Annotated in this window: 19 protein-coding genes; 10 read left to right on the forward strand and 9 right to left on the reverse strand. The window is 63.4% G+C overall.

Annotated features, from left to right (window positions below):
• The first annotated feature begins 157 nt into the window (after positions 1 to 157).
• On the forward strand, positions 158 to 967 hold the full coding sequence (locus A3AI_RS0126095; protein WP_036049581.1) for an RMD1 family protein: 810 nt from the start codon (positions 158 to 160) through the stop codon (positions 965 to 967).
• Between the two features lie 25 nt (positions 968 to 992).
• Here A3AI_RS0126095 and A3AI_RS0126100 read toward each other — a convergent pair whose 3' ends face one another.
• Positions 993 to 1,709: an MgtC/SapB family protein gene (locus A3AI_RS0126100; RefSeq protein WP_024518419.1), complete on the reverse strand. Its 717-nt coding sequence runs from the start codon at positions 1,707 to 1,709 to the stop codon at positions 993 to 995.
• Between the two features lie 178 nt (positions 1,710 to 1,887).
• Between A3AI_RS0126100 and A3AI_RS0126105 the strand changes: the two genes are divergently transcribed.
• Positions 1,888 to 2,247 carry a ribbon-helix-helix domain-containing protein gene (locus tag A3AI_RS0126105; RefSeq protein ID WP_024518420.1) on the forward strand — a complete coding sequence of 120 codons (360 nt, stop codon included), beginning with the start codon at positions 1,888 to 1,890 and terminating at the stop codon, positions 2,245 to 2,247.
• 12 nt (positions 2,248 to 2,259) lie between these two features.
• On the opposite strand, the gene A3AI_RS0126110 is transcribed toward A3AI_RS0126105, so the two are convergent.
• Both A3AI_RS0126110 and A3AI_RS0126115 read right to left on the reverse strand, forming a co-directional pair.
• Positions 2,260 to 2,502 (reverse strand): hypothetical protein, encoded by a 243-nt coding sequence (locus tag A3AI_RS0126110; protein ID WP_024518421.1) that lies wholly within the window; start codon positions 2,500 to 2,502, stop codon positions 2,260 to 2,262.
• A gap of 161 nt (positions 2,503 to 2,663) precedes the next feature.
• Entirely contained in the window at positions 2,664 to 3,323 is a 660-nt protein-coding gene (locus A3AI_RS0126115) for a GntR family transcriptional regulator (RefSeq protein WP_024518422.1), read from the reverse strand.
• A 125-nt stretch (positions 3,324 to 3,448) separates the two neighbouring features.
• On the opposite strand from A3AI_RS0126115, the gene A3AI_RS0126120 reads away from it, so the two are divergent.
• From A3AI_RS0126120 to A3AI_RS0126135, 4 genes are read left to right on the forward strand one after another with little or no spacing between them, the layout of a single operon-like run.
• Positions 3,449 to 4,720, forward strand: a complete 1,272-nt coding sequence (locus A3AI_RS0126120; RefSeq protein ID WP_024518423.1) for a CaiB/BaiF CoA transferase family protein — start codon at positions 3,449 to 3,451, stop codon at positions 4,718 to 4,720.
• Positions 4,721 to 4,769: 49 nt separating this feature from the next.
• A complete protein-coding gene (locus A3AI_RS0126125) occupies positions 4,770 to 5,762 on the forward strand; it encodes a Bug family tripartite tricarboxylate transporter substrate binding protein (protein WP_024518424.1) in 993 nt (330 codons plus the stop codon).
• Between the two features lie 54 nt (positions 5,763 to 5,816).
• A complete protein-coding gene (locus A3AI_RS0126130) occupies positions 5,817 to 6,281 on the forward strand; it encodes a tripartite tricarboxylate transporter TctB family protein (RefSeq protein ID WP_024518425.1) in 465 nt (154 codons plus the stop codon).
• Positions 6,282 to 6,292: 11 nt separating this feature from the next.
• Positions 6,293 to 7,819 (forward strand): tripartite tricarboxylate transporter permease, encoded by a 1,527-nt coding sequence (locus A3AI_RS0126135; protein WP_024518426.1) that lies wholly within the window; start codon positions 6,293 to 6,295, stop codon positions 7,817 to 7,819.
• Between the two features lie 88 nt (positions 7,820 to 7,907).
• Here A3AI_RS0126135 and A3AI_RS0126145 read toward each other — a convergent pair whose 3' ends face one another.
• From A3AI_RS0126145 to A3AI_RS43440, 6 genes are all read right to left on the reverse strand, one after another.
• On the reverse strand, positions 7,908 to 8,633 hold the full coding sequence (locus A3AI_RS0126145) for an SDR family NAD(P)-dependent oxidoreductase (RefSeq protein ID WP_024518427.1): 726 nt from the start codon (positions 8,631 to 8,633) through the stop codon (positions 7,908 to 7,910).
• A complete protein-coding gene (locus tag A3AI_RS0126150) occupies positions 8,626 to 10,011 on the reverse strand; it encodes a class I adenylate-forming enzyme family protein (protein WP_024518428.1) in 1,386 nt (461 codons plus the stop codon). Before A3AI_RS0126150 ends, A3AI_RS0126145 begins: the two co-directional genes overlap by 8 nt.
• Entirely contained in the window at positions 9,998 to 10,243 is a 246-nt protein-coding gene (locus A3AI_RS0126155; RefSeq protein WP_024518429.1) for an acyl carrier protein, read from the reverse strand. The genes A3AI_RS0126150 and A3AI_RS0126155 overlap by 14 nt, the downstream gene beginning before the upstream one ends.
• Positions 10,244 to 10,389: 146 nt before the next feature.
• Complete coding sequence (locus A3AI_RS0126160) at positions 10,390 to 12,204, reverse strand: long-chain-acyl-CoA synthetase (RefSeq protein ID WP_024518430.1); 1,815 nt, start codon at positions 12,202 to 12,204, stop codon at positions 10,390 to 10,392.
• A gap of 69 nt (positions 12,205 to 12,273) precedes the next feature.
• Positions 12,274 to 12,693 (reverse strand): MarR family winged helix-turn-helix transcriptional regulator, encoded by a 420-nt coding sequence (locus A3AI_RS0126165; RefSeq protein WP_245286955.1) that lies wholly within the window; start codon positions 12,691 to 12,693, stop codon positions 12,274 to 12,276.
• A 152-nt stretch (positions 12,694 to 12,845) separates the two neighbouring features.
• The gene (locus A3AI_RS43440; RefSeq protein ID WP_024518432.1) at positions 12,846 to 13,406 is read right to left on the reverse strand and encodes a hypothetical protein; all 561 of its coding nucleotides are present in this window, start codon (positions 13,404 to 13,406) and stop codon (positions 12,846 to 12,848) included.
• Between the two features lie 299 nt (positions 13,407 to 13,705).
• Here A3AI_RS43440 and A3AI_RS0126175 point away from each other — a divergent pair, with 299 nt between their 5' ends.
• The 4 genes from A3AI_RS0126175 (at position 13,706) to A3AI_RS0126190 (ending at position 18,619) form a co-directional block, all read left to right on the forward strand.
• Positions 13,706 to 15,064 carry a substrate-binding protein gene (locus A3AI_RS0126175; RefSeq protein ID WP_024518433.1) on the forward strand — a complete coding sequence of 453 codons (1,359 nt, stop codon included), beginning with the start codon at positions 13,706 to 13,708 and terminating at the stop codon, positions 15,062 to 15,064.
• 99 nt (positions 15,065 to 15,163) lie between these two features.
• The gene (locus A3AI_RS0126180) at positions 15,164 to 16,039 is read left to right on the forward strand and encodes a branched-chain amino acid ABC transporter permease (protein ID WP_024518434.1); all 876 of its coding nucleotides are present in this window, start codon (positions 15,164 to 15,166) and stop codon (positions 16,037 to 16,039) included.
• A 13-nt stretch (positions 16,040 to 16,052) separates the two neighbouring features.
• Positions 16,053 to 17,924 carry a branched-chain amino acid ABC transporter ATP-binding protein/permease gene (locus A3AI_RS0126185; protein ID WP_024518435.1) on the forward strand — a complete coding sequence of 624 codons (1,872 nt, stop codon included), beginning with the start codon at positions 16,053 to 16,055 and terminating at the stop codon, positions 17,922 to 17,924.
• Positions 17,921 to 18,619: an ABC transporter ATP-binding protein gene (locus A3AI_RS0126190; RefSeq protein ID WP_024518436.1), complete on the forward strand. Its 699-nt coding sequence runs from the start codon at positions 17,921 to 17,923 to the stop codon at positions 18,617 to 18,619. The genes A3AI_RS0126185 and A3AI_RS0126190 overlap by 4 nt, the downstream gene beginning before the upstream one ends.
• Positions 18,620 to 18,657: the final 38 nt, after the last annotated feature.

Genomic DNA, 18,657 nt, shown 5'->3' on the forward strand with positions numbered 1-18,657 from the left:
ATACGCACAGCGTTGGAATTTGGTTCGGCGTGTCGCATTGACCCTTCGCTGGGCCACGCCATCGTTTCCGGCCGCCTCTTGTGCTAGTGGGAGCGGATAGCGGCCACGGCCGGTGCAATGCGGGCCGGCCGGCGGTTCCGCTCGACGAGACCGACACATGCCCGATTCCGCCTCTACATCCGGCCAAGTGATCGGCCAAGTCACGGCGCACGCGCTGCAGATCGGCGATCGCATCAATACCGCAGGCTTCGAGGGCCAGCTGTTGTCCAATGCGCCGCTTTCGCTGCGGGTGGGATCGCAGGGCCTTGCCGTGGTGTTTCGCTACGGCGTCGTGGTGTTCGTTGGCCTCACGGCGGATGACGAAGCCCAATTCCTGGAACGGCTGCAGAGCCGCACCTTCGGCAAGATCAGCCCCTATGAGGACGAATGGGCAAAGATCCAGGTCGCCAAGGAGGGCGAGGAGCCGATTCCCGTGGGCGGGCCGATCCTGGTGCGTGAGTTGTCGGTGGAGCGGCTGCTGGTGGTCGCGGACGCGCTCGCCAAGAGCGTGGTGCTCGCGCGCGACGAGCGGCAGGTTGCCAATGTTTTCGACACCATCGAGCCCTTCGCCCGCGAACTCGGCAGCGAGGGCCGCACCTCACGCAACCGCACCGACTTGCTCAAGTTGCTCGGCAACGCGCTTCTGGTCCAGCATCGCCTCTCCGGCCGCGTCGCCGTCAGCGACAAGCCCGATGTGCTGTGGGACCGGCCCGACCTCGAACGGCTCTATGCGCGGCTGGAGGACGAATACGAGCTCAGCGAGCGCGCCGAGACCTTGAACCGGAAACTATCCGTCATTGCCGACACAGCGACCACGCTCTCCGACATCGTCGACACCAAACGTGCGTTGCGGCTGGAGCTGATTGTCATATACCTGATCGCGTTCGAGATCCTGGTCACATTCTACGAGATTTACACGCGGCATTGAATGGCAGGCGTCATTGCGAGGCCATTCACTCCAGCGCGCTGACGTTCCAGGTGGCGTGGCTGACATCGGGCAGCTTCGAAAGCCCGGCAACCACGGCGTCCAGCTCGTCCGGCGCGGCCGAGAACGGCACGAGTTCGGCGGCGACTTCGACATTGTCATCGGAGTGGTACATCACCTTGGTTTCGCGGATCGGGTAGCTCGCATCCTCCAGCTTTTCGATAAGGCTTTCCCGGATTTCCGCGGCACGGTCAGCGATGGTCGTCACAATGATTTCATAATTGGCCTCGGACGCCCCCTCGTTCAGCGGGATGCGATCGATCGCATTCACCAGCGGGCGCAGCAACGTGTTGCCTGCCAGCACAAACACCGTGACCGCCGCGGACTGCGCTACCATATCGGCGCCTGCGCAGGCGCCGACCGCGGCGCAGGACCACAGCGTGGCGGCGGTGTTGAGGCCGCGCACATTCATGCCCTCCTTCATGATCGCGCCGGCGCCGAGGAAGCCGATGCCGGACACGACATAGGCGATCACCCGCACGGCACCGTCGGCGCCGGAGAGGTGATCGGCAAGATCGACGAAAGCGGCTGCCCCGACGCAGACCAGGACATTGGTGCGCAGCCCCGCGCTGCGCTGGCGGTACTGCCGCTCGGCGCCGATCAACGTGCCGAACACAAAGGCGACGAACAGGCTGACCAGCGTGTCGAGGAAGTCATAAAGCTGAAACGTCTTGATGAACTGCACCCGCCACCTCGCTTCTCAGCGATTCCCATCTGCCAGCGCATAATATGGATGGCGGCTCCGGACAAGATCGCGGGGCATGACAGATCATCGTCATCCTCTTTGATCGGCATCAAACCGGCCACGGCGAAATGCGCATAGCCTCTGTGCAGAAGGACCGGCCAAAGGCCCGGACGTCGACATGTCCAAATCAGACAAGACCATTTCAAGCCACTCCGTTCGCGCCGGACGCGACGCGGTCAGCTCGGTCAAATTTCCGCAAACGCTAATGGCCGCGATCGATGCCTGGGCGGAGGCGCACCAGGCCACGCGTTCCGACGCCATCCGCCAGCTGGTGGAGCTCGGGCTGGGCGCAGCCCCACATCGTGCGGCCGGCCATCACGACTCCCTGGCGATCGAGGCTTTGGCCGTGCAACAGATCGCTGCGCTGTTGGACCCGTCGCTTGCGCCGAACGAACGCGAGCGCCGCATCCGAAGACTCATCGACGGTCCGCCGGAATTTTGCGACGAACGTATCGACCTGCCAAAGCACCAGATGTAACCGCGAAATCGCCTACACGTGCAGCCGCCGCGCGGCGTCTTCCTTCTGCCGGATGGTTTCGTGGCAGCCGATCAGGCGCAGGAATCCTTGCGGATGCATTTCATGGCCGTGGGCTCCCATCGTGCCCTGCTGCGTCATCGGTCCGCAATTGGCGTGGGACGGCTTCTTGAGCAATTCGGCAGGCGCCGCGTCGATGCGATCAGGGCCCAAGGCGGCCCCGCTTGAGTTCTGCGCGCCCCTGTAAGAAGCGACCATCAGCAACTCCCTTCGTCGAAAAAGGGGCAGATCGATTGACTTAACTCGGAACCGATCTGATCGAGCGAACCTAGCACTTATGGGGCGTTGACTGAATTGATTCCGCGCAAACGAAAATTTCACAGCCACGGAACTTTTAACCGCCGCACAAGCGAGGCGCCTCAACCAGCGGCCCGGGTCGTCTGCTCATCCTCGGCGAAGCCCGCCCGGATCACCTCCTCGCGCTTGTGGCGCAGATGCGTGCGCAGGATATGAGCGAGGCCAAAGCCATCGCGCCGCTTCAGCATGTTGAGGATCGCTTCGTGCTCCTGCATCGCCAGCGCCCAGCGCTGCTCCGTCATCGGCGTCAGATAACGCGCCCGGCGAATGCGTGCCGTGACCGTTTCATAAAGTCCGTTGAGCACCGGATTGTCGGCGGCTGTGACGATCGCCTCATGGATGAATCGGTTGCAGCGATAATAACGGGCGAGATCGCGATCGCGGTGATGCCGCGCCATGTCGGCATGGGCCGCTTCGATCGCAGCCAACTGCGTTTCGCTGATGCGCTCGCAGGCGAGCTCACCGGCCAGCGCCTCCAGGCCCTGGCAGACTTCGAAGAGAGCGCGCATGTCCTGGTCGGTCAGCCGTGCCGCGCGCGCGCCGCGATTGGGCAACAGCTGCACCAGGCCCTCGGCCGCCAGCACCTTCAGCGCCTCGCGCAACGGCGTGCGCGAGATCTGCAATCTCTCGCACAGCTCGCGCTCGGGGATGCGAGCTCCCGGCGGAATATCCCCCTCCAGCAGCATGGCGCGGATGCCGACGACGACCTCAGTATGCAGCATGATGGCGAAAGCCCATTTTGCATGCAAACTACCCGAACTTAGCCTAAAGATCGAGGGTTCCGGCTTGCCAACTGACGATTTTGCATTCAAAATTTCCTAAAACGACAAGAAAGGCGCCCAAGGATATGAACAGGCCGTTTCCTCCCGCCGCTGGCGAATCGGCGGCGCCCGGTCCGCTTGCCGGCCTCAAGGTGGTGGATCTCACCCATGTAATGGCAGGTCCGACCTGCACGCTGATGCTGGCCGACATGGGCGCCGACGTCATCAAGATCGAGAAGTGGCCGAACGGCGACGATACGCGTCACTCCGTGCCGCCCAAGATCGGTGACGAAGCCGCCTCCTTTCTGATGATGAACCGCAACAAGCGCGGCATCGTGCTCGACCTCAAAACGGCCGGCGGCAAGGAGATCCTGCGGCGGCTGATCGCCAGCGCCGACGTGCTGGTCGAGAATTTCGCGCCGGGCGCGATGGAGCGGCTCGGCTTCGGGTACGAGGCGCTGCACAAGGACTTTCCAGCGCTGATCTATGGCTCGCTGTCCGGCTTCGGACGCACCGGCCCCTACAAGCACCGGCGCGGCTTCGATCTCGTTGCGCAGGCAATGAGCGGCATCATGAGCTTCACCGGCGAGCGGCCGGACGGCCCGCCGGTGAAATGCGGCCCGCCGCTGTCGGACATTACGGCTGGTCTGTTGGCTGCGATGGGCATCCTTGCCGCCTATACGCACCGGCTGAAGACCGGCGAGGGACAATGGGTGGAAACCTCGCTGTTCGAGGCGGCGCTGGTGCAGACCTATTGGCAGTCGACGATTGCGCTCGCAGCCAACACCGCGCCACGCGCGATGGGCTCGGCGCATCCCTTGAATGCGCCCTACCAGGCGTTCGAAGCTTCCGACGGCTGGCTCGTGGTCGGCGGCGCCAACAGGAAGCACTGGCTGTTGATGCTGGAGGTGCTCGGCGCGACGGAGCTCGCTTCCGACCCGCGTTTTGTCAACGGCTCGGACCGGATGGCGCATCTGAAAGAGCTTGAGGACGAACTCAGCCAGCGCTTCGGCACGCAAACCCGCGATCATTGGCTCGCTGCGCTTGATGCGAAAGGCGTGCCCTGCGGGCCCGTCAATGACATGCTGCAGGCGCTGTCCGACCCGCAGACGCTGGCGCGCGACATGGTGGTGGAGGTCGAGCATTCGACGCTGGGCGCCGTGAAGACCATCGGGCTGCCGGTCAAGTTCTCGGAGACGCCGGGCAAGGTGCGGTCGGGCGCGCCGGTCTACGGCGAGCACTCGCGCGATGTCCTCAGCGAATACGGCTTTGACGAGGCGCAGATCGAGGCGCTCGAGCGGGAGGGCGCCGTGTTCTCCGCAGCGGCCGTGCCCAGGACAGGAAAGCAGATCGCATGACGTAACGATCACGCGATTCAAAACAACAAAAATAATCCGGGAGGAAACCATGAAGACGACGCCAGCTTTTTTGCTGCCCGCTGCCATGCTCGCGCTAGCCGGCGCGATGCCAGCGCAGGCGGCCTGGCAGCCGCAAAAGCCGATCGAGTTTGTCGCAACCGCCGGCCCCGGCGGCGGCACCGACAATCTCGCCCGCGCGGTGCAGAACATTATCACCAAATACAAGCTGACCGATCAGCCGGTCGTCGTCGTCAACAAGGCCGGGGGCAGCGGCGCTGAAGGCTATGTCTATGGCAAGGCCTCCGCGGGCGATCCCTACAAGGTGATCTTCGGCACGTCGAATGCCTGGCAGCAGCCGCTGGTCTCGAAAGTTGCCTTCAACTACACCGACCTCACGCCGATCGCGGCGATGGCGCAGGACGAGTTCCTGCTCTGGGTGAAACAGGACGCGCCCTACAAGACCGCGGGCGACTATCTGAAGGCGGCCGCATCCGGCGATTTCAAGATGGGCGGCGCGCAGTCGAAGGACACTGACGAAGTGCTGACGCGGATGATCGAGAAGGCCGGCCACGTCAAGATCACGTACATTCCCTTCAAGAGCGGCGCGGAAGCAGCCGTGCAGCTCGCCGGCGGCCATATCGATTCCCATGTCAACAACCCCAGCGAAAGCGCGGGCCAATGGCGCGGCGGCACGCAGCGCCCGCTCTGCGCCTTCAGCCCGAAGCGGCTGCCCGAAGGACCGAAGGTCACCGCAACAGAAGGCTGGAGCGATGTGCCGACCTGTATCGAGCAGGGGATCAACATTCCGCAATATGAGCAGCCGCGCACGGTGTGGCTGCCTGGCAAGGTCACGAGCGAGCAAGCCGGCTACTATGTCGACCTCATGAAGAAGGTGCAGGCGACGGCGGAGTGGAAGGACTACATCGAGAAAAGCTCGCAGGTGGATACGTTCCTGACCGGCGAAGCCTTTGATGCCTTTATCAAGCAGGACCTTGAACATGTGAGGCAGGTCGCGGCCGAACAAGGCTGGCTGGTAAAGTGAACGCGCGAGGCGCGGCATCAGGCCCGCGCCTGCCACAACGAGCTCGGGGACATCATGATATCGCGGCGCGCCCTTGAAACAGCGACGGCGGTCCTGACCGGAAGCTTTGGGCTCGCGGTCATCGTCTCCAGCCTCGACAACGGTATCGGCTGGGGAAGCGATGGTGTCGATGCCGGGACCTTTCCCTTCATCACAGGCGTGATCATCCTCGCCGGAAGCCTCTATAATCTTCTAAGGGGCTTGAGCGGAATCGGCGTTGCGATATCGCGCACGGATCTGCGCCGCATCGCCGGGCTGTTCGTGCCTGCGGCGATGTTTGTCGGCGCCATTCCTTTTGCGGGGATGTATCTCGCCTCGGCCGGCTACATCTTCGGCGTGCTGGCGCTGCCGAAGCATCGATCGCTGCCCCGCGCGCTGATCATCGCGCTGGCGACGCCGCTTGCGCTGTATATCGTGTTCGAACGCATGTTCCAGGTGAGCCTGCCGCATGGCGGGCTTGCCGCCGCGCTAGGCTACTAAAGGGGGCGCGGATGGAAAATTTCCAGTCGCTGCTGCACGGCTTCACCATTGCCCTCTCTCTGCAGCATCTCGCGCTGATGGTGGTCGGCGTGCTGCTCGGCATCCTCGTCGGCGTGCTGCCGGGGCTCGGCGCGCCGAACGGCGTGTCGCTGTTGCTGCCGCTGACCTTCGGTATGCAGCCGGTCTCGGCCATCATCCTGCTCTCTAGCATGTACTGGGGCGCGCTATTCGGCGGCTCCGTCACCTCGATCCTGTTCAACATTCCGGGCGAGCCGTCCTCGGTCGCGACCACCTTCGATGGCTATCCGATGGCGCGCGAAGGCAAGTCCACGACGGCGCTGGCCACCGCCTTCGGGTCGGCGGCGTTCGGCGCGCTGGTCGGCGTCATCCTGATCACCTTCCTCGCGTCCTGGGTGGCGCAGGTCGCGCTTGCCTTTGGCCCTGCTGAATATTTCGCGGTCTATTTCCTCGCCTTTGCGAGCTTCGTCGGCATGGGCGGTGCCGCGCCAATGAAGACAGTGGTCGCGCTCGCCATCGGCTTTGCCATTGCCGCGATCGGCATCGACACCGTGTCAGGCAGCGTCCGCCTGACCATGGGGGTCGACGAACTGGTCAAGGGCGTGAGCTTCGTGGTCGCCGTGATGGGCCTGTTCGGCATCGGCGAACTGCTGATCGCGGTCGAGGAGGACATCCACGCCCGCGCGGTCTCTTCCAGGATCGACTGGCGCGAGGTGTTTCGCGCGGTGGCGCGGCTGCCCAAGCACGGCACCGCGCTGCTGCGCAGCGCCGCCATCGGCTGCTGGATGGGCATCACGCCCGGCGGTCCGACGGCGGCGTCCTTCATGAGCTATGGCATCGCAAAGCGCTTCTCGCGCCGGGGGCGGTACTTCGGCAGCGGCGAGGTCGAGGGCATCATCGCGCCCGAGACCGCCGACCACGCCGCCGGCACCAGCGCGCTGCTGCCGATGCTCTCGCTCGGTATTCCCGGCTCCGCCACCGCGGCTGTCATGATGGGCGGGCTGATGATCTGGGGCCTCAATCCCGGGCCGATGCTGTTCATCGACCAGAAAGACTTTGTCTGGGGCCTGATCGCCTCAATGTATGTCGGCAATATCGTCGCCGTCGTGCTGGTGCTGCTGACGGTGCCGGTGTTCGCCGCCCTGATGCGAATTCCCTTCGTCGTCATCGCGCCGCTGATCGTCATCGTCTGCGCGGTCGGGGCCTATTCGGTCTCGAACTCCTATCTCGATGTCGTACTGATGCTGGGCTTCGGCGTGGTCGGCTATCTCTTCAAAAAATTATCCTATCCGCTCGCTCCTCTGGTGCTGGCGATCGTGATCGGCGACAAGGCAGAGGACGCGTTCCGGCAGTCCATGCTGATGTCCAAGGGCTCACTGGCCATCTTCTTCGACAACCGCCTGGTGACGAGCCTCGTGGTCGCAGGCTTTGCGCTATTGCTGCTGCCGCTCGCGCTGCAGGTGCTGCGGCTATTGCGCGGCGACGCCGACACGAGCGGTGAAAAAGTGAGGATCATATGACTTCCGAACAGACGCGCCCAATCGTCGCGCTCGCGATGGGCGATCCCGCCGGCATCAGCGCCGAGCTCAGGACAGGCGCCGCCACCGGCTAGGCTGTATTGCCCGCATCCACGGTCAGCACTGTGCCGGTGATGTTGCGGCCGCCGTCGCCGAGCAGGTATTCCACCATCGATGCAACATCGTCGGCCTCCGGCAGCCGCCGCAGCGCGCTGCGGCCAGCGATGCGCTGGCGACCCTCTTCCGATAAGTCCTGCGTCAATTCGGTATCGATAAAGCCCGGCGCGATCGCGTTCACGGTGATCCCGAGCCTTCCAACCTCGCGCGCCAGCGAGCGGGTAAAGCCGGTCGCCGCCGCCTTGGTCGCGCCATACACGGAGAGGCCATTGTAGCCGGTCGAGGCGATGATGGAGGAGATGTTGACAACGCGTCCCGCGCCGCCGGCCATCATCTGGCGCACGACATATTTGGTCAGAACGACCGGCGAGAGCACGTTAAGCCGGATCAGCGCCTCGATCTCGGAATTGTGCATGGTTGCGAGCAACCCTTCGGCGCTCACTCCGGCATTGTTGACAAGACCGTAGATGGCGCCGAACTCGTCCCGCACCGATTTCACAAAGGCGGGAATCGCGTCGACCTTGCTGAGATCAAACGGCTTGAAGTGGAGGCGGTCGCCGCCCGCCGCGTGCATTGCCTGACGCAGCTCCTCGCTCTCGCGACGCGCCACGGCGGTCACGTGATAGCCCGCGGCGGCGAGCCGCCGCGCGATCGCGAGCCCAATACCGCGGCTGCCGCCGGTGACGAGGACATTACGCATCGGCGCGCGCCAGCTTTCCGGCCGGCGTCACATCGAGCTGCTCGACGAAACGGATCACTGCCGGCACCTTGTGCGCGGCAAGCGACGCCTTGCACTGATCGAGAATTTCCTTACGGATCGCGTCAACGCGGCTCGCCTCGGTGCCGTCGGCGAGAACGACGTCGGCGACCACGATAGCGCCGGTGATCGGGCTCTTGCGCGAGCGCGCACGCGACATGCGCACGCTCGCATGCCGGTTGATCGCGGCCTCGATCTCTTCAGGATGAACCTTCAACCCGCCGATATTGATGATGCCGCCGCGTCGGCCGACAAAATAATAGCGGTCGGCGCGCAACTCGACCATATCGCCGGTGTCGACGAAGCCCTCACTATCGGCGAGCGGCGCAGCATCGCCGCCGACGTAGGCATGCGCGGTACGACCGGAGCGGATGCGGAGCGAGCCATCGACGACCTTCATCTCGACGCCGTCGCGGCTCGGCCCGACCAGGCTCGCCGGAAAGCCCTCGCGCCCGTCATTCACCGCAAAGCCGACGCCCGCTTCGGTCGAAGCGTAAGCATGGCCGACGGATGCGCCGGGAAACGCCTGGGCGAGGCCGTCGAGCACGGCCTGGTCGGCGATTTCGCCGGAGAGGCGGACATAACGCGGCGAAAACTGCGCAGCCGCGCCGCTCATCAACAGCTTGCGCCAGTGCGAGGGTGTACCGGAGATATGGGTGACGCCGCGCGCGGAGAGTCGTGCCACGTGATCGACGAGCGCTTCGCCGGGCTCGGACAGCACCATGGATCCGCCGCCGATCACGGCGCGGAGAAATATCTGCAGGCCGCCGTAGCGGCGAATATCATAGAAGGTCGCCCACACCGCGCTGGCGCTGCGCGCAGGTCCATCGGCGATGATGGCACCGGTCAGGCCCTCCAGCGTATGGCTCACTATCTTGGGGACGCCCGATGTGCCCGAGGTCAGCATCAGCCAATCGGTAGCGCGTTCAGTGGTGATCTCGGGAGCACCATGTTCAGGCAGGTGAGCGCCGACGATGAGATAGACGCCGGAATCCGACCAGCGCAGCGGCTGGTCTGTGACAATGGCATCGATCTCGGCATCGCTGACCAGCGCCTGGACGTGATCCGGATTGAGATCCGGTGGGCAAAGCAGCATGCGACGGGCGATGCCGTCGAGTTCGATCATCGCAATCGCCGACAGCAACTGGCCCGATAGAGCAAGCAGCACCGAACGGCCGGACAATTCGCGCGCGGGGGTTGCAAGGCAGCTATGCGTGAGAACGTCAGTCAGCGACACGCTGTGTCGCGCGTCGGAAATCGTGCGGTCCTTCAGCTCCGGGCCGAGATATTCCCGGAGCGCGGAGATCTCACGCGGAGACATTTTCGTAGGCCCTGACGAAGTCGCCGACGGTCAGGGGGAAGGTGATGTCTTCCGCTATGGTAAACGGATCGACACCAAGATCGTCCTCGAGCCGCGCCACCAGGATGGCGAAGGCCAGGGAATCGAAGCCGGTTTCATGCAGCGACAGACCGTCTTCAAGCGGCGGAAGCGTAATCTTCTGCTCCCCCGCGATCTGCTGCATCGCCGAAAAAATCCTGGACTTCACCGACATTGATCCCTCGTCTTTGGTTCTCATTGGCTGGCCCGGACCCTAGAGCGGAAGCGTAAATTAACTGACTCCTGTCGTATCGTTTCGTGCCCATTGGGTAAACGGCATAGTTGCCGAACTAGATAAAATGCGTCCTGATTGAAGCGATGTCAAAGCCGGATCGCGCCCTCCACAAGCCGCGCGTAAAAGGCGGCATCGAGCCGACGGTAGTCCCCGCTCGCCGCATCCCTCATAAACATCGGATCGCTCACGATAGCGGGATCGAGACCGTCGCGGATCAGCTGCTGCTTTTTCTGCTTGAAGGTTTCGGTGGCATCCAGCGTTTCGCAGAGCCTGACGAAGACCGGGATTGCGTAGATCGGTAGCCTGCGCGACAGATGCTCGGTGAAGGTTTCGAAGTTGAAGTCGTCGTCAACCACGATCGCGGCCATACCTGCACGTCCGTCGGCACCCGGCACGGCAACACCATAAGTCGAGGCATCGCGGACACCCGGACATTCGCGGATCGCATCGTTCACCTCGCTGGTCGAGACATTCTCGCCCTTCCAGCGGAAAGTGTCGCCGGCGCGGTCGACAAAATGGAAATAGCCCTGCGCGTCGAGTCGCATCAGATCGCCGGTGCGAAACCAGGCATCGCCTTTCGCAAACACATCGCGCAGGATCTTCTTCTCGGACTCCGCCGCATCCGTATAGCCCTCGAAACGGCCGCCGCCCTGATCAGCCGTGCCGATGCGGCCGATCGCTTCGCCAGCCTCCCCGCGCGGGCAAGCGACACAGAGGCCATCCTCGCCACGAACGGGCGTGCCGCTGTCGGTATCGAGCCGGACGATGGCAGCTGGAAAGCGATGCGCCAGCAACGACGGAATCCGGCCGATCGCACCGGGTTTGCCCTCGACGTTGAACAGCGAAAAATTGCCTTCGGTGGCGGCATAGAACTCGAGGATGTGCGGGATCGCGAAGCGCGCGGCAAAGGCGTCCCAGATATCGCCGCGCAAGCCGTTACCGACCGCGAGCCTCAGCCTGTGCGACGCTTCACGCTCCGTGACCTCTGCTTTCAGCAGGTAGCGGCAGAGTTCGCCGATATATTGAAACACCGTGCAATCAAATCGTGCGATATCGTCCCAGAATTGCTTTGCGGAAAATTTCTCCGCGAGCACCACCGATCCGCCGGCGCTCAGCATGCTGCAGGGCGCGACGACGCCGCCGACGGAATGACAGAGCGGCAGGCAATCATAGAGACGATCGTCGATGGATGCGTCCATCAGGCCTGCGAACCAGCCGCCCCAATTCAGGATGCGGCGATGGCTGATATTGGCCGCCTTCGGCAGCCCCGTGGTGCCGGAGGTGTAGATCAAGAGCGCGCGATGGTCGATTCCGACATCGCCGCGTTCGATAGCCGACAATGGACGGGCATCCATCCCGGCCAATGCCGCATCCAGATCGCCACTGGCGCCGGCCTCCCCCGAAATCCAGATCTTTGCTGGGCGCGCCAGATGGGGTCGCGCCGTCTCGAACATGTCGACGTGACTGGAGGCCACGATGACATCGTGAGCCTGCGCGACATTGATGCAATGAGCCAGCGACTGGCCCACCAGCCTGGTGTTGATCAACGCCACCGCACCGCCGACCCTGCTGATGCCGAGCCAGCAGGCGATATAGTCCGGCCGGTTCGACATGATCAGGCAGACGGTGCGGCCGTGGCCAATGCCATGGCGTCGCGCCCAGCGGGCATACTGGTTGATCCGTGCGGCAAGCTCACCGTAGGTGAAGCTCTCGCCGCCCGACAACAGCGCCGGGCGGTCAGGCTGCCGCCTCGCCCAGGCCTCGACCACATCCGCAAACAGGCAATGCGGCTCGGCCTCGATGCGCGAGGTCAGCTCGATCGCCTTCAGCCAGGCCTTGGCCGCCGACGGCTTGCGGCGAGGCGCGATTTCCGCCGATCGTTCGATGACGTCTTCGTTCATGATCGGATCATGTGTTGAACCCGGCCAAGATATAGACCGATCGCGCTGACGAGATGTTAACCGGGACGGTTAAGGGCGACCGGTACGGCTACCCTGTCCGGGTCGCCGCAACGGTCGCAAGAGCCTGGTGAGGGTAGGACCAATCGCGCGCAGCTCTTCCAGATGAATCCGGGAGAGTTGCTGCAACCGCCTCTCCCCTTCCCTTGTCAGGCTGACCAGTACGCGCCGGCTGTCGGCACCATCGACGCTGCGGCTCAATATCTTCAATCGGGTCATCCGATTGACCAGCTCGACGGCGGTGTGATGGCGGATCAGCAGGCGCTCTGCGACTTCTCCGACCGAGATCGGCCCCTTGCCGGAGAAACCTCGCACAACCAGCAACGCCTGATGCTGCTGCGGGGTGAGCCCGGCCCGCTTGGCTGCCGTCTGGCTGAATGCCTGGAACTTCCGCAGCTCGTAGCGAAAGCGCGCCAGCGCCTCGTAATCCACCGCTGCCGTGCCACCGGCGCGGGTTCTTGCGCGCTTAACCTTTCGCAACTAGCCCATCCTCGGTTCCACGTGGTCCCCGCGCATCTTCGCATCATGGGCCCTCCCGAGACCATCGGGCGGTGGGCAATATCTGTGGACCACGGAGCCACGCGCTAGCTGCGGTGGGCACCCCCGTCTCCTTCCTCCAGCAGTTTCAGGAGCATACGTTGCACCGCGATGGGTATCCTCGTGCTCTTGCGCCGCACCGACCTGTCGAGGGCTTCGAGGATGGCCGCCTGCACCGGTTCACCCGCCGCGAATCTGACCTCCAGGTAACGCCACATTTCCGAGAAGGATTTGCCCGCCCACGATGGCCGCGCGATCGTGACCCCGCGCGATTTGGCCCAGCGGACGATTTCCGCTGCGGTCAGCGGGCCGCAGTTGCGCGCCCGGACGAGCCGCTCGAACGTCACCTCCCGGAGAAAAGAGCTTGACGGCAACCAATCCTTCCGCGGCGGGTCTTCGCCAGTCATTTCGGCCGCAAGCAACTTGAGAACGTTGAGCGCGCGAACGCTGAGTTCGCAAGGGGCAGGAGCCTCCGCGCCGGCCTCGCCGCCTGCCCGCGCGTCGATCGCGCCGAAGCAGGTGTTGATTGTGGCCAGGGAGATGGTCTCGTCCGGGGCCATCTGCCTGTCGTCCGGGCTGGCTGACGCGACGCCATCATGCGCAATCATTTTCAGTCCGTACCTCATTGCCAGAGGACATCTCTGTCCGCATCCCGCCGCTGGAAACACCGCAGCGCACAACGTACCATGACAGTTACCAGACATATATCGTGATACGATACTTTAAGCCAATTGAGGCCGTCCTCGACGAAAGGTGAATTTGACGAGACGATATATCGTGGAACGATATATCGCCCATGCCGGCACCAGCCCGGCGACCGGCGATCCTGCGTTGGCATCGGGTGCCTGCCATTTCCCGTGCGCCACGTCGCAATCAGAACAGAAATATATTGGGAGGAGGTTCGGCGATGAAAAGATTGATGATCGAGCAGCCGTCACGGTTGGCAGTCTCCCGCCGGCAATTGTTGCAGACGGCCGCGGGACTGGCGGGCGCGAGCATGCTTCCCGCAGGGCTGATGCCGCGGGCTTTTGCAGAAGATCGTCCTGCCGTCGGCACCTTTCCCGCCGGCGCGTCCGGCTCGTCGGTGTTCATCGGCATCACGGTGCCCCGGACCGGCACCTATGCACTGCAAGGCGAGGACGAGCTCAAGGGTTACGAACTCGCAGTCGAGCACATCAACAGCGGCAACGACCTGATCAAGCAGATCTCGCCCAAGACCACGAAGGGCGTGCTCGGCAAGGAGGTCAAATTCGGCGTCGCCGATTCCGCGGCCAAGCCCAACGAGGCGGTTCAGGCGGAGCAGCGCTTCATCACCGAGAACAAGGCCATCCTGATGACCGGCTCGACCTCGAGCGCAGTTGCGGTCGCGCTCAACAAGCTCGCGCAGCGCGAGAAGGTCCTCTACGTCACTGGGATCTCGGGTTCAAACGACACCACCGGCAAGGATTGCGTGCGTTACGGCTTCCGGCAATGCTTCTACGGCCAGACCGCCGCGGCTGCGATCGGCCCCATCATCGTCAAGACATTCGGCAAGAACAAGAAAGCGGCCTACCTGACGCCGGACTACACCTATGGCCACACCGTCACCAAATCGATGACGGACTATCTCGCGACCGCGGGGTGGACCACCGCCACCGATCAGGTCGCCCCGCTGGGCGCGCCGGACTACTCCTCATACCTGCTCAACATCGCCAACTCCGGCGCCGACGTCCTGCTCAACGTCAACTGGGGCCACGATGCGGTCCTGTCGACCCAGCAGGCCAAGCAATTCGGCATCTTCGACAAGATGAAGCTGGTGGTGCCGTACCAGACGCCGTTCCTGGCCCGCGAGGCTGGTGGCGATCTGATGTCAGGCGTCTACGCGGCTACTGACTTCTGGTGGACGCTTGAAGACAAATACCCACTCGCCAAGATGTTCGTCGCGGCGTTCGAAAAGAAGTACGGCTACAAGCCGGAGTGGGGCGCCAACAACGCCTACATGCAGTTCGCGCTCTGGGCCGAGGCTGTCGAGCACGCCGGCAGTTTCTTTCCGCCTGATGTGATCAAGTCCTACGAGGAGGGCCGCAAGGTCCAGTCCACGGTCGGCGAGGTGTATTTCCGCAAAGAAGACCATCAGCTCGTCCGCCCGGTCATCATTGTCAAGGGCAAGGCGCCAAAGGACATGAAGAACAAGGAAGACTACTACGACGTGGTCGAGATCGTTCCGGGCGAGGGCCTCATGCAGAAGCCCGATGCGTTTGGCTGCAGCCTCGGCGCATACACGTGAGCCGACTCCCGACGCCGCACGCGATCGCAGACTTGCGGCGGCGTCGGGGCTCTCTCGAGCGTGCAACGCGTCGTCGCAGCAAATCATGACCGGCGATCGATGATCAGTTGGCCCAATTTTGTTTCTCAATTGTTTAACGGCCTGGCACTGGGCGCGCTGCTTGCGTTGATCAGTTCCGGGCTGACGATCATTTACGGCACGCTGGGCGTTCTCAACCTTGCCCATGGCGCGATGTTCATGCTCGGCGGTTACGCCGGATATGTCGGCTACCAATATTCCGGTTCGTTCGTCGCGGCCGTCGCAGCCGGCGCCATCTTCGTCATGATCCTAGGCGTTGTGATGGAGCGTGTGGTCATCCGGCACTTTTATCACCGCCCCAACGAAGATCAGCTCCTGGTCACTTTCGGTCTGGGAATCTGTTTCGTCGAGATCGTCCGCCTGTTCTTCTCCAGCCAGTCGCTGTCGGTGCCTCCTCCGCCGCTATTCCAGGGCATCACGAATCTGGGGTTCATGTACTACCCGACCTATCGGCTCGCTGTGGTCGGCATCGTCGCGATCGCGCTCGGCGTTCTGTTTCTGCTGCTCTACCGCACGCGGCTCGGCATGATCGTACGTGCCGGCATTGAAGACTCGGTGATGGTGGATTCGCTCGGCATCAACGTCGACCGCGTCTTCATGGTCGTGTTCGGCATCGGCGCGATGGCCGCGGGCTTTGCCGGGATCGTCAATGCCCCGGTGGTCTCGCTCACGCCGGGGGTCGGCGACGACATCCTGGTCGAAACCTTCGTCGTCGTCGTGATCGGTGGGGTCGGATCCTTTCCGGGGGCGATTCTCGGCGGTCTGATCGCCGGCGAAATCATCAGCATCACCTCCATGTTCAACCCAAGCTACGCCTACGTGATGCTGTTTGCGGCAATGACGCTCGTGCTCGTGGTGCGACCGCATGGCCTGCTCGGCGCCGCAGGCCGCGAGTAAGCGCAAACGAGTGATGTTCAAGCAACGTCCCTTCCTGATCGAGACGCTGACGGCGATCGGCCTGATCATCGCTCCCTTCGTCCTGCCGTATCTCGGATTTGCGCCTAATACCGTGAACCGGATCCTGGTTTGGGGCCTGTTCGGCCTCGGCTTCGACATCCTCTTCGGTTTCACCGGCCTGTTGTCGTTCGGTCAATCGGCGTTTTACGGCACCGGTGGCTTCGTCGCCGCCTACCTGCTGACCCAGACCGGTTTCAGTAATGTACTGGGCGCGCTCGTCATCGGCATGATCGCGGCGGCCGTAACCGGCTATCTGGTCGGGCTGATCGCGCTGCGCCGCACCGGCATCTACTTCGCGATGATAACCGTCGCCATCGCGGAGGTGTTCTTTTTCGTGGAGTTCAACCCGCTCTCGGCCTGGACCGGCGGTGAGAACGGCCTCCCCGGCGTACCAATGCCGAGTTTCAATCTCGGCTTCACCACCCTGGAATTTACCGACGGATGGTCGCTCTACCAGTTTCTGGCACTCTGCTACTTCGTCGGTGTCGTCATTGCCCTGCGCATTGTTCGGTCGCCAGTTGGCGCGATATTCAGTGCGATCCGTGACAACCCGGTCAGGGCGGCGGCTGTCGGTCACAACGTCCATGGCTACAAGCTCACCGCCTTCGTGATCGCCGCCGCCTACGCGGGATTTGCCGGCGGATTGCTTGGTGTCCTGCAGGCCTTCATGCCGCCCGACGCCTTCACTTTCGACACCTCCGGCCAGCTTGTGATGCAGACGGCAATCGGCGGCAGGGGCACATTGTTCGGGCCGCTGGTCGGCGCCGCGGTCTGGCTCTTTTTGCAGGACTTCCTGCAGGCAGCCCTGGGCCTTGGCGCCGCCTGGAAGCTGGTGCTGGGCGTAGTCTTCGTGCTGCTGGTCTGCTTTCTGCGCCGCGGCATCGTCGGCGGCCTTGCGGATCTTCATCATCGCCTCGCCGGCAAACGAACGAGGCCACCGCAGCGACAGCTCGCCGAGCCGGTCGTCGCCGGGCAGACGGCTGCAGGGGACGAGCCCATGCGTGCGTCAGCCTCCGTGCCTCCGCCGATGCATCGCCCTGCGGTCACGGACAGCTCATCGCCCCCGCTTCTGCAGGCCAGCGGATTGACGAAGCGCTATGGCGGCCTGGTTGCCAACAACAACATCGAATTCTCGGTCAGGCGCGGCGAATTGCTCGGCATCATCGGACCGAACGGCGCCGGCAAGTCCACCTTCTTCAAGATGCTGACTTGCGAGATCGGGCCGAGCTCCGGGCGCATTCTATTCGATGGGCGCGACATTACCGGCATGCACGTCACCGATGTCAGCCAGCTCGGCCTCACCAAGAGCTACCAAGTCAACCAGTTGTTCACCGGCCTGACGGTGCGCGAAAACATCGTCATCGCCGCACTCGCGCGATTGCGCGGCAAGTTCCGGCTCGATCTGCTTCGCAAGCTCGACAAGGTCGAAGGGCTCGAGAAGAGGGTTCGTCAGACGCTGGAACTTGTCAATCTGACCGCGCGCGCGGACACGCCAGTATCCGAACTCGCCTATGGCGAGAAGCGCCGCCTGGAAATCGGTCTCGCGCTCGCGACCTCGCCGAGCCTTTTGTTGCTGGACGAGCCGCTCGCCGGCATGAGCCCGCGGGAACGCACCGAGACGGTGAAGCTGCTCAAATCGATCGGGCAAAACCGGACGATGATTGTCATTGATCATGACATGGATGCCCTGTTTGAACTGGCCGAGCGCGTCACTGTCCTGCAGGAGGGCCGCGTTCTGGTCGAAGGCACGCCGGAGGAAATCAGGAAAAGCGCGGCGGTGCAGGAAGCCTATCTCGGCGGAATCCACGGAGTGCTCGACGCATGAACCTGCTCGAGGTCCAGGGCCTTAACTCATTCTATGGCGATTCTCACATTCTGTTCGATCTCTCGCTCCGCGTCGAACGCAACGAGGTCGTGGCCCTGCTCGGCCGCAACGGCGCCGGCAAAAGCACGACGCTCAAGAGTCTGATGGGCGTGGTGAGGCCCCGAACGGGCACGGTGATACTTGATGGCATCGATATCGCCGGGCGCAAGAGCCACACCATCGCGCGGGCCGGCATACAGCTTGTGCATGAGGAACGCCGGATCTTTGGCAGCCTCGATGTCGAGGAGAATCTCGTCCTTGCCGGCCTGACCGCCGCCGGAAGCTGGCCGCTTGGACGCATCTACGAGATGTTTCCGCGCTTGAAGGAACGACGGGGCAGCCGCGGGACCGATTTGTCCGGCGGCGAACAACAGATGCTGGCCATCGCGCGGGCATTGGTGCGCGATCCAAAAATCCTCCTGCTGGACGAGCCGTTCGAAGGCCTCGCACCGATCATCGTGCGCGACCTGATCAAGGTTTGCCGCGATCTGGCCGCCGCCGGCCAGACCATCGTCCTGGTCGAGCAGAACCTCGCCGCAACGCTGGAACTCGCACAGCGGATCTACGTCATCAACAATGGGCACATCGTTCACGAGGGTCCGGCCCAGGAGATCAGGTCGAACAGCGGTATCCTGCAGCGCTACCTGGGTGTCTAGCGCCTGATCCGGAGCGCGAGTCAGGATCGGCGATAGGA

The organism is Bradyrhizobium sp. Tv2a-2 (genome assembly GCF_000472425.1).
In the GTDB taxonomy this organism is placed as follows: Bacteria; Pseudomonadota; Alphaproteobacteria; order Rhizobiales; family Xanthobacteraceae; genus Bradyrhizobium.

Bases quoted from the DNA above. Each gene is read 5' to 3' on its own strand.
- A3AI_RS0126095 (WP_036049581.1), top strand. From the start codon at position 158: ATGCCCGATTCCGCCTCTACATCCGGCCAAGTGATCGGCCAAGTCACG.
- A3AI_RS0126105 (WP_024518420.1), top strand. From the start codon at position 1,888: ATGTCCAAATCAGACAAGACCATTTCAAGCCACTCCGTTCGCGCCGGA.
- A3AI_RS0126110 (WP_024518421.1), bottom strand. From the start codon at position 2,502: ATGGTCGCTTCTTACAGGGGCGCGCAGAACTCAAGCGGGGCCGCCTTG.
- A3AI_RS0126115 (WP_024518422.1), bottom strand. From the start codon at position 3,323: ATGCTGCATACTGAGGTCGTCGTCGGCATCCGCGCCATGCTGCTGGAG.
- A3AI_RS0126120 (WP_024518423.1), top strand. From the start codon at position 3,449: ATGAACAGGCCGTTTCCTCCCGCCGCTGGCGAATCGGCGGCGCCCGGT.
- A3AI_RS0126125 (WP_024518424.1), top strand. From the start codon at position 4,770: ATGAAGACGACGCCAGCTTTTTTGCTGCCCGCTGCCATGCTCGCGCTA.
- A3AI_RS0126130 (WP_024518425.1), top strand. From the start codon at position 5,817: ATGATATCGCGGCGCGCCCTTGAAACAGCGACGGCGGTCCTGACCGGA.
- A3AI_RS0126135 (WP_024518426.1), top strand. From the start codon at position 6,293: ATGGAAAATTTCCAGTCGCTGCTGCACGGCTTCACCATTGCCCTCTCT.
- A3AI_RS0126145 (WP_024518427.1), bottom strand. From the start codon at position 8,633: ATGCGTAATGTCCTCGTCACCGGCGGCAGCCGCGGTATTGGGCTCGCG.
- A3AI_RS0126150 (WP_024518428.1), bottom strand. From the start codon at position 10,011: ATGTCTCCGCGTGAGATCTCCGCGCTCCGGGAATATCTCGGCCCGGAG.
- A3AI_RS0126155 (WP_024518429.1), bottom strand. From the start codon at position 10,243: ATGTCGGTGAAGTCCAGGATTTTTTCGGCGATGCAGCAGATCGCGGGG.
- A3AI_RS0126160 (WP_024518430.1), bottom strand. From the start codon at position 12,204: ATGAACGAAGACGTCATCGAACGATCGGCGGAAATCGCGCCTCGCCGC.
- A3AI_RS43440 (WP_024518432.1), bottom strand. From the start codon at position 13,406: ATGATTGCGCATGATGGCGTCGCGTCAGCCAGCCCGGACGACAGGCAG.
- A3AI_RS0126175 (WP_024518433.1), top strand. From the start codon at position 13,706: ATGAAAAGATTGATGATCGAGCAGCCGTCACGGTTGGCAGTCTCCCGC.
- A3AI_RS0126180 (WP_024518434.1), top strand. From the start codon at position 15,164: ATGATCAGTTGGCCCAATTTTGTTTCTCAATTGTTTAACGGCCTGGCA.
- A3AI_RS0126185 (WP_024518435.1), top strand. From the start codon at position 16,053: ATGTTCAAGCAACGTCCCTTCCTGATCGAGACGCTGACGGCGATCGGC.
- A3AI_RS0126190 (WP_024518436.1), top strand. From the start codon at position 17,921: ATGAACCTGCTCGAGGTCCAGGGCCTTAACTCATTCTATGGCGATTCT.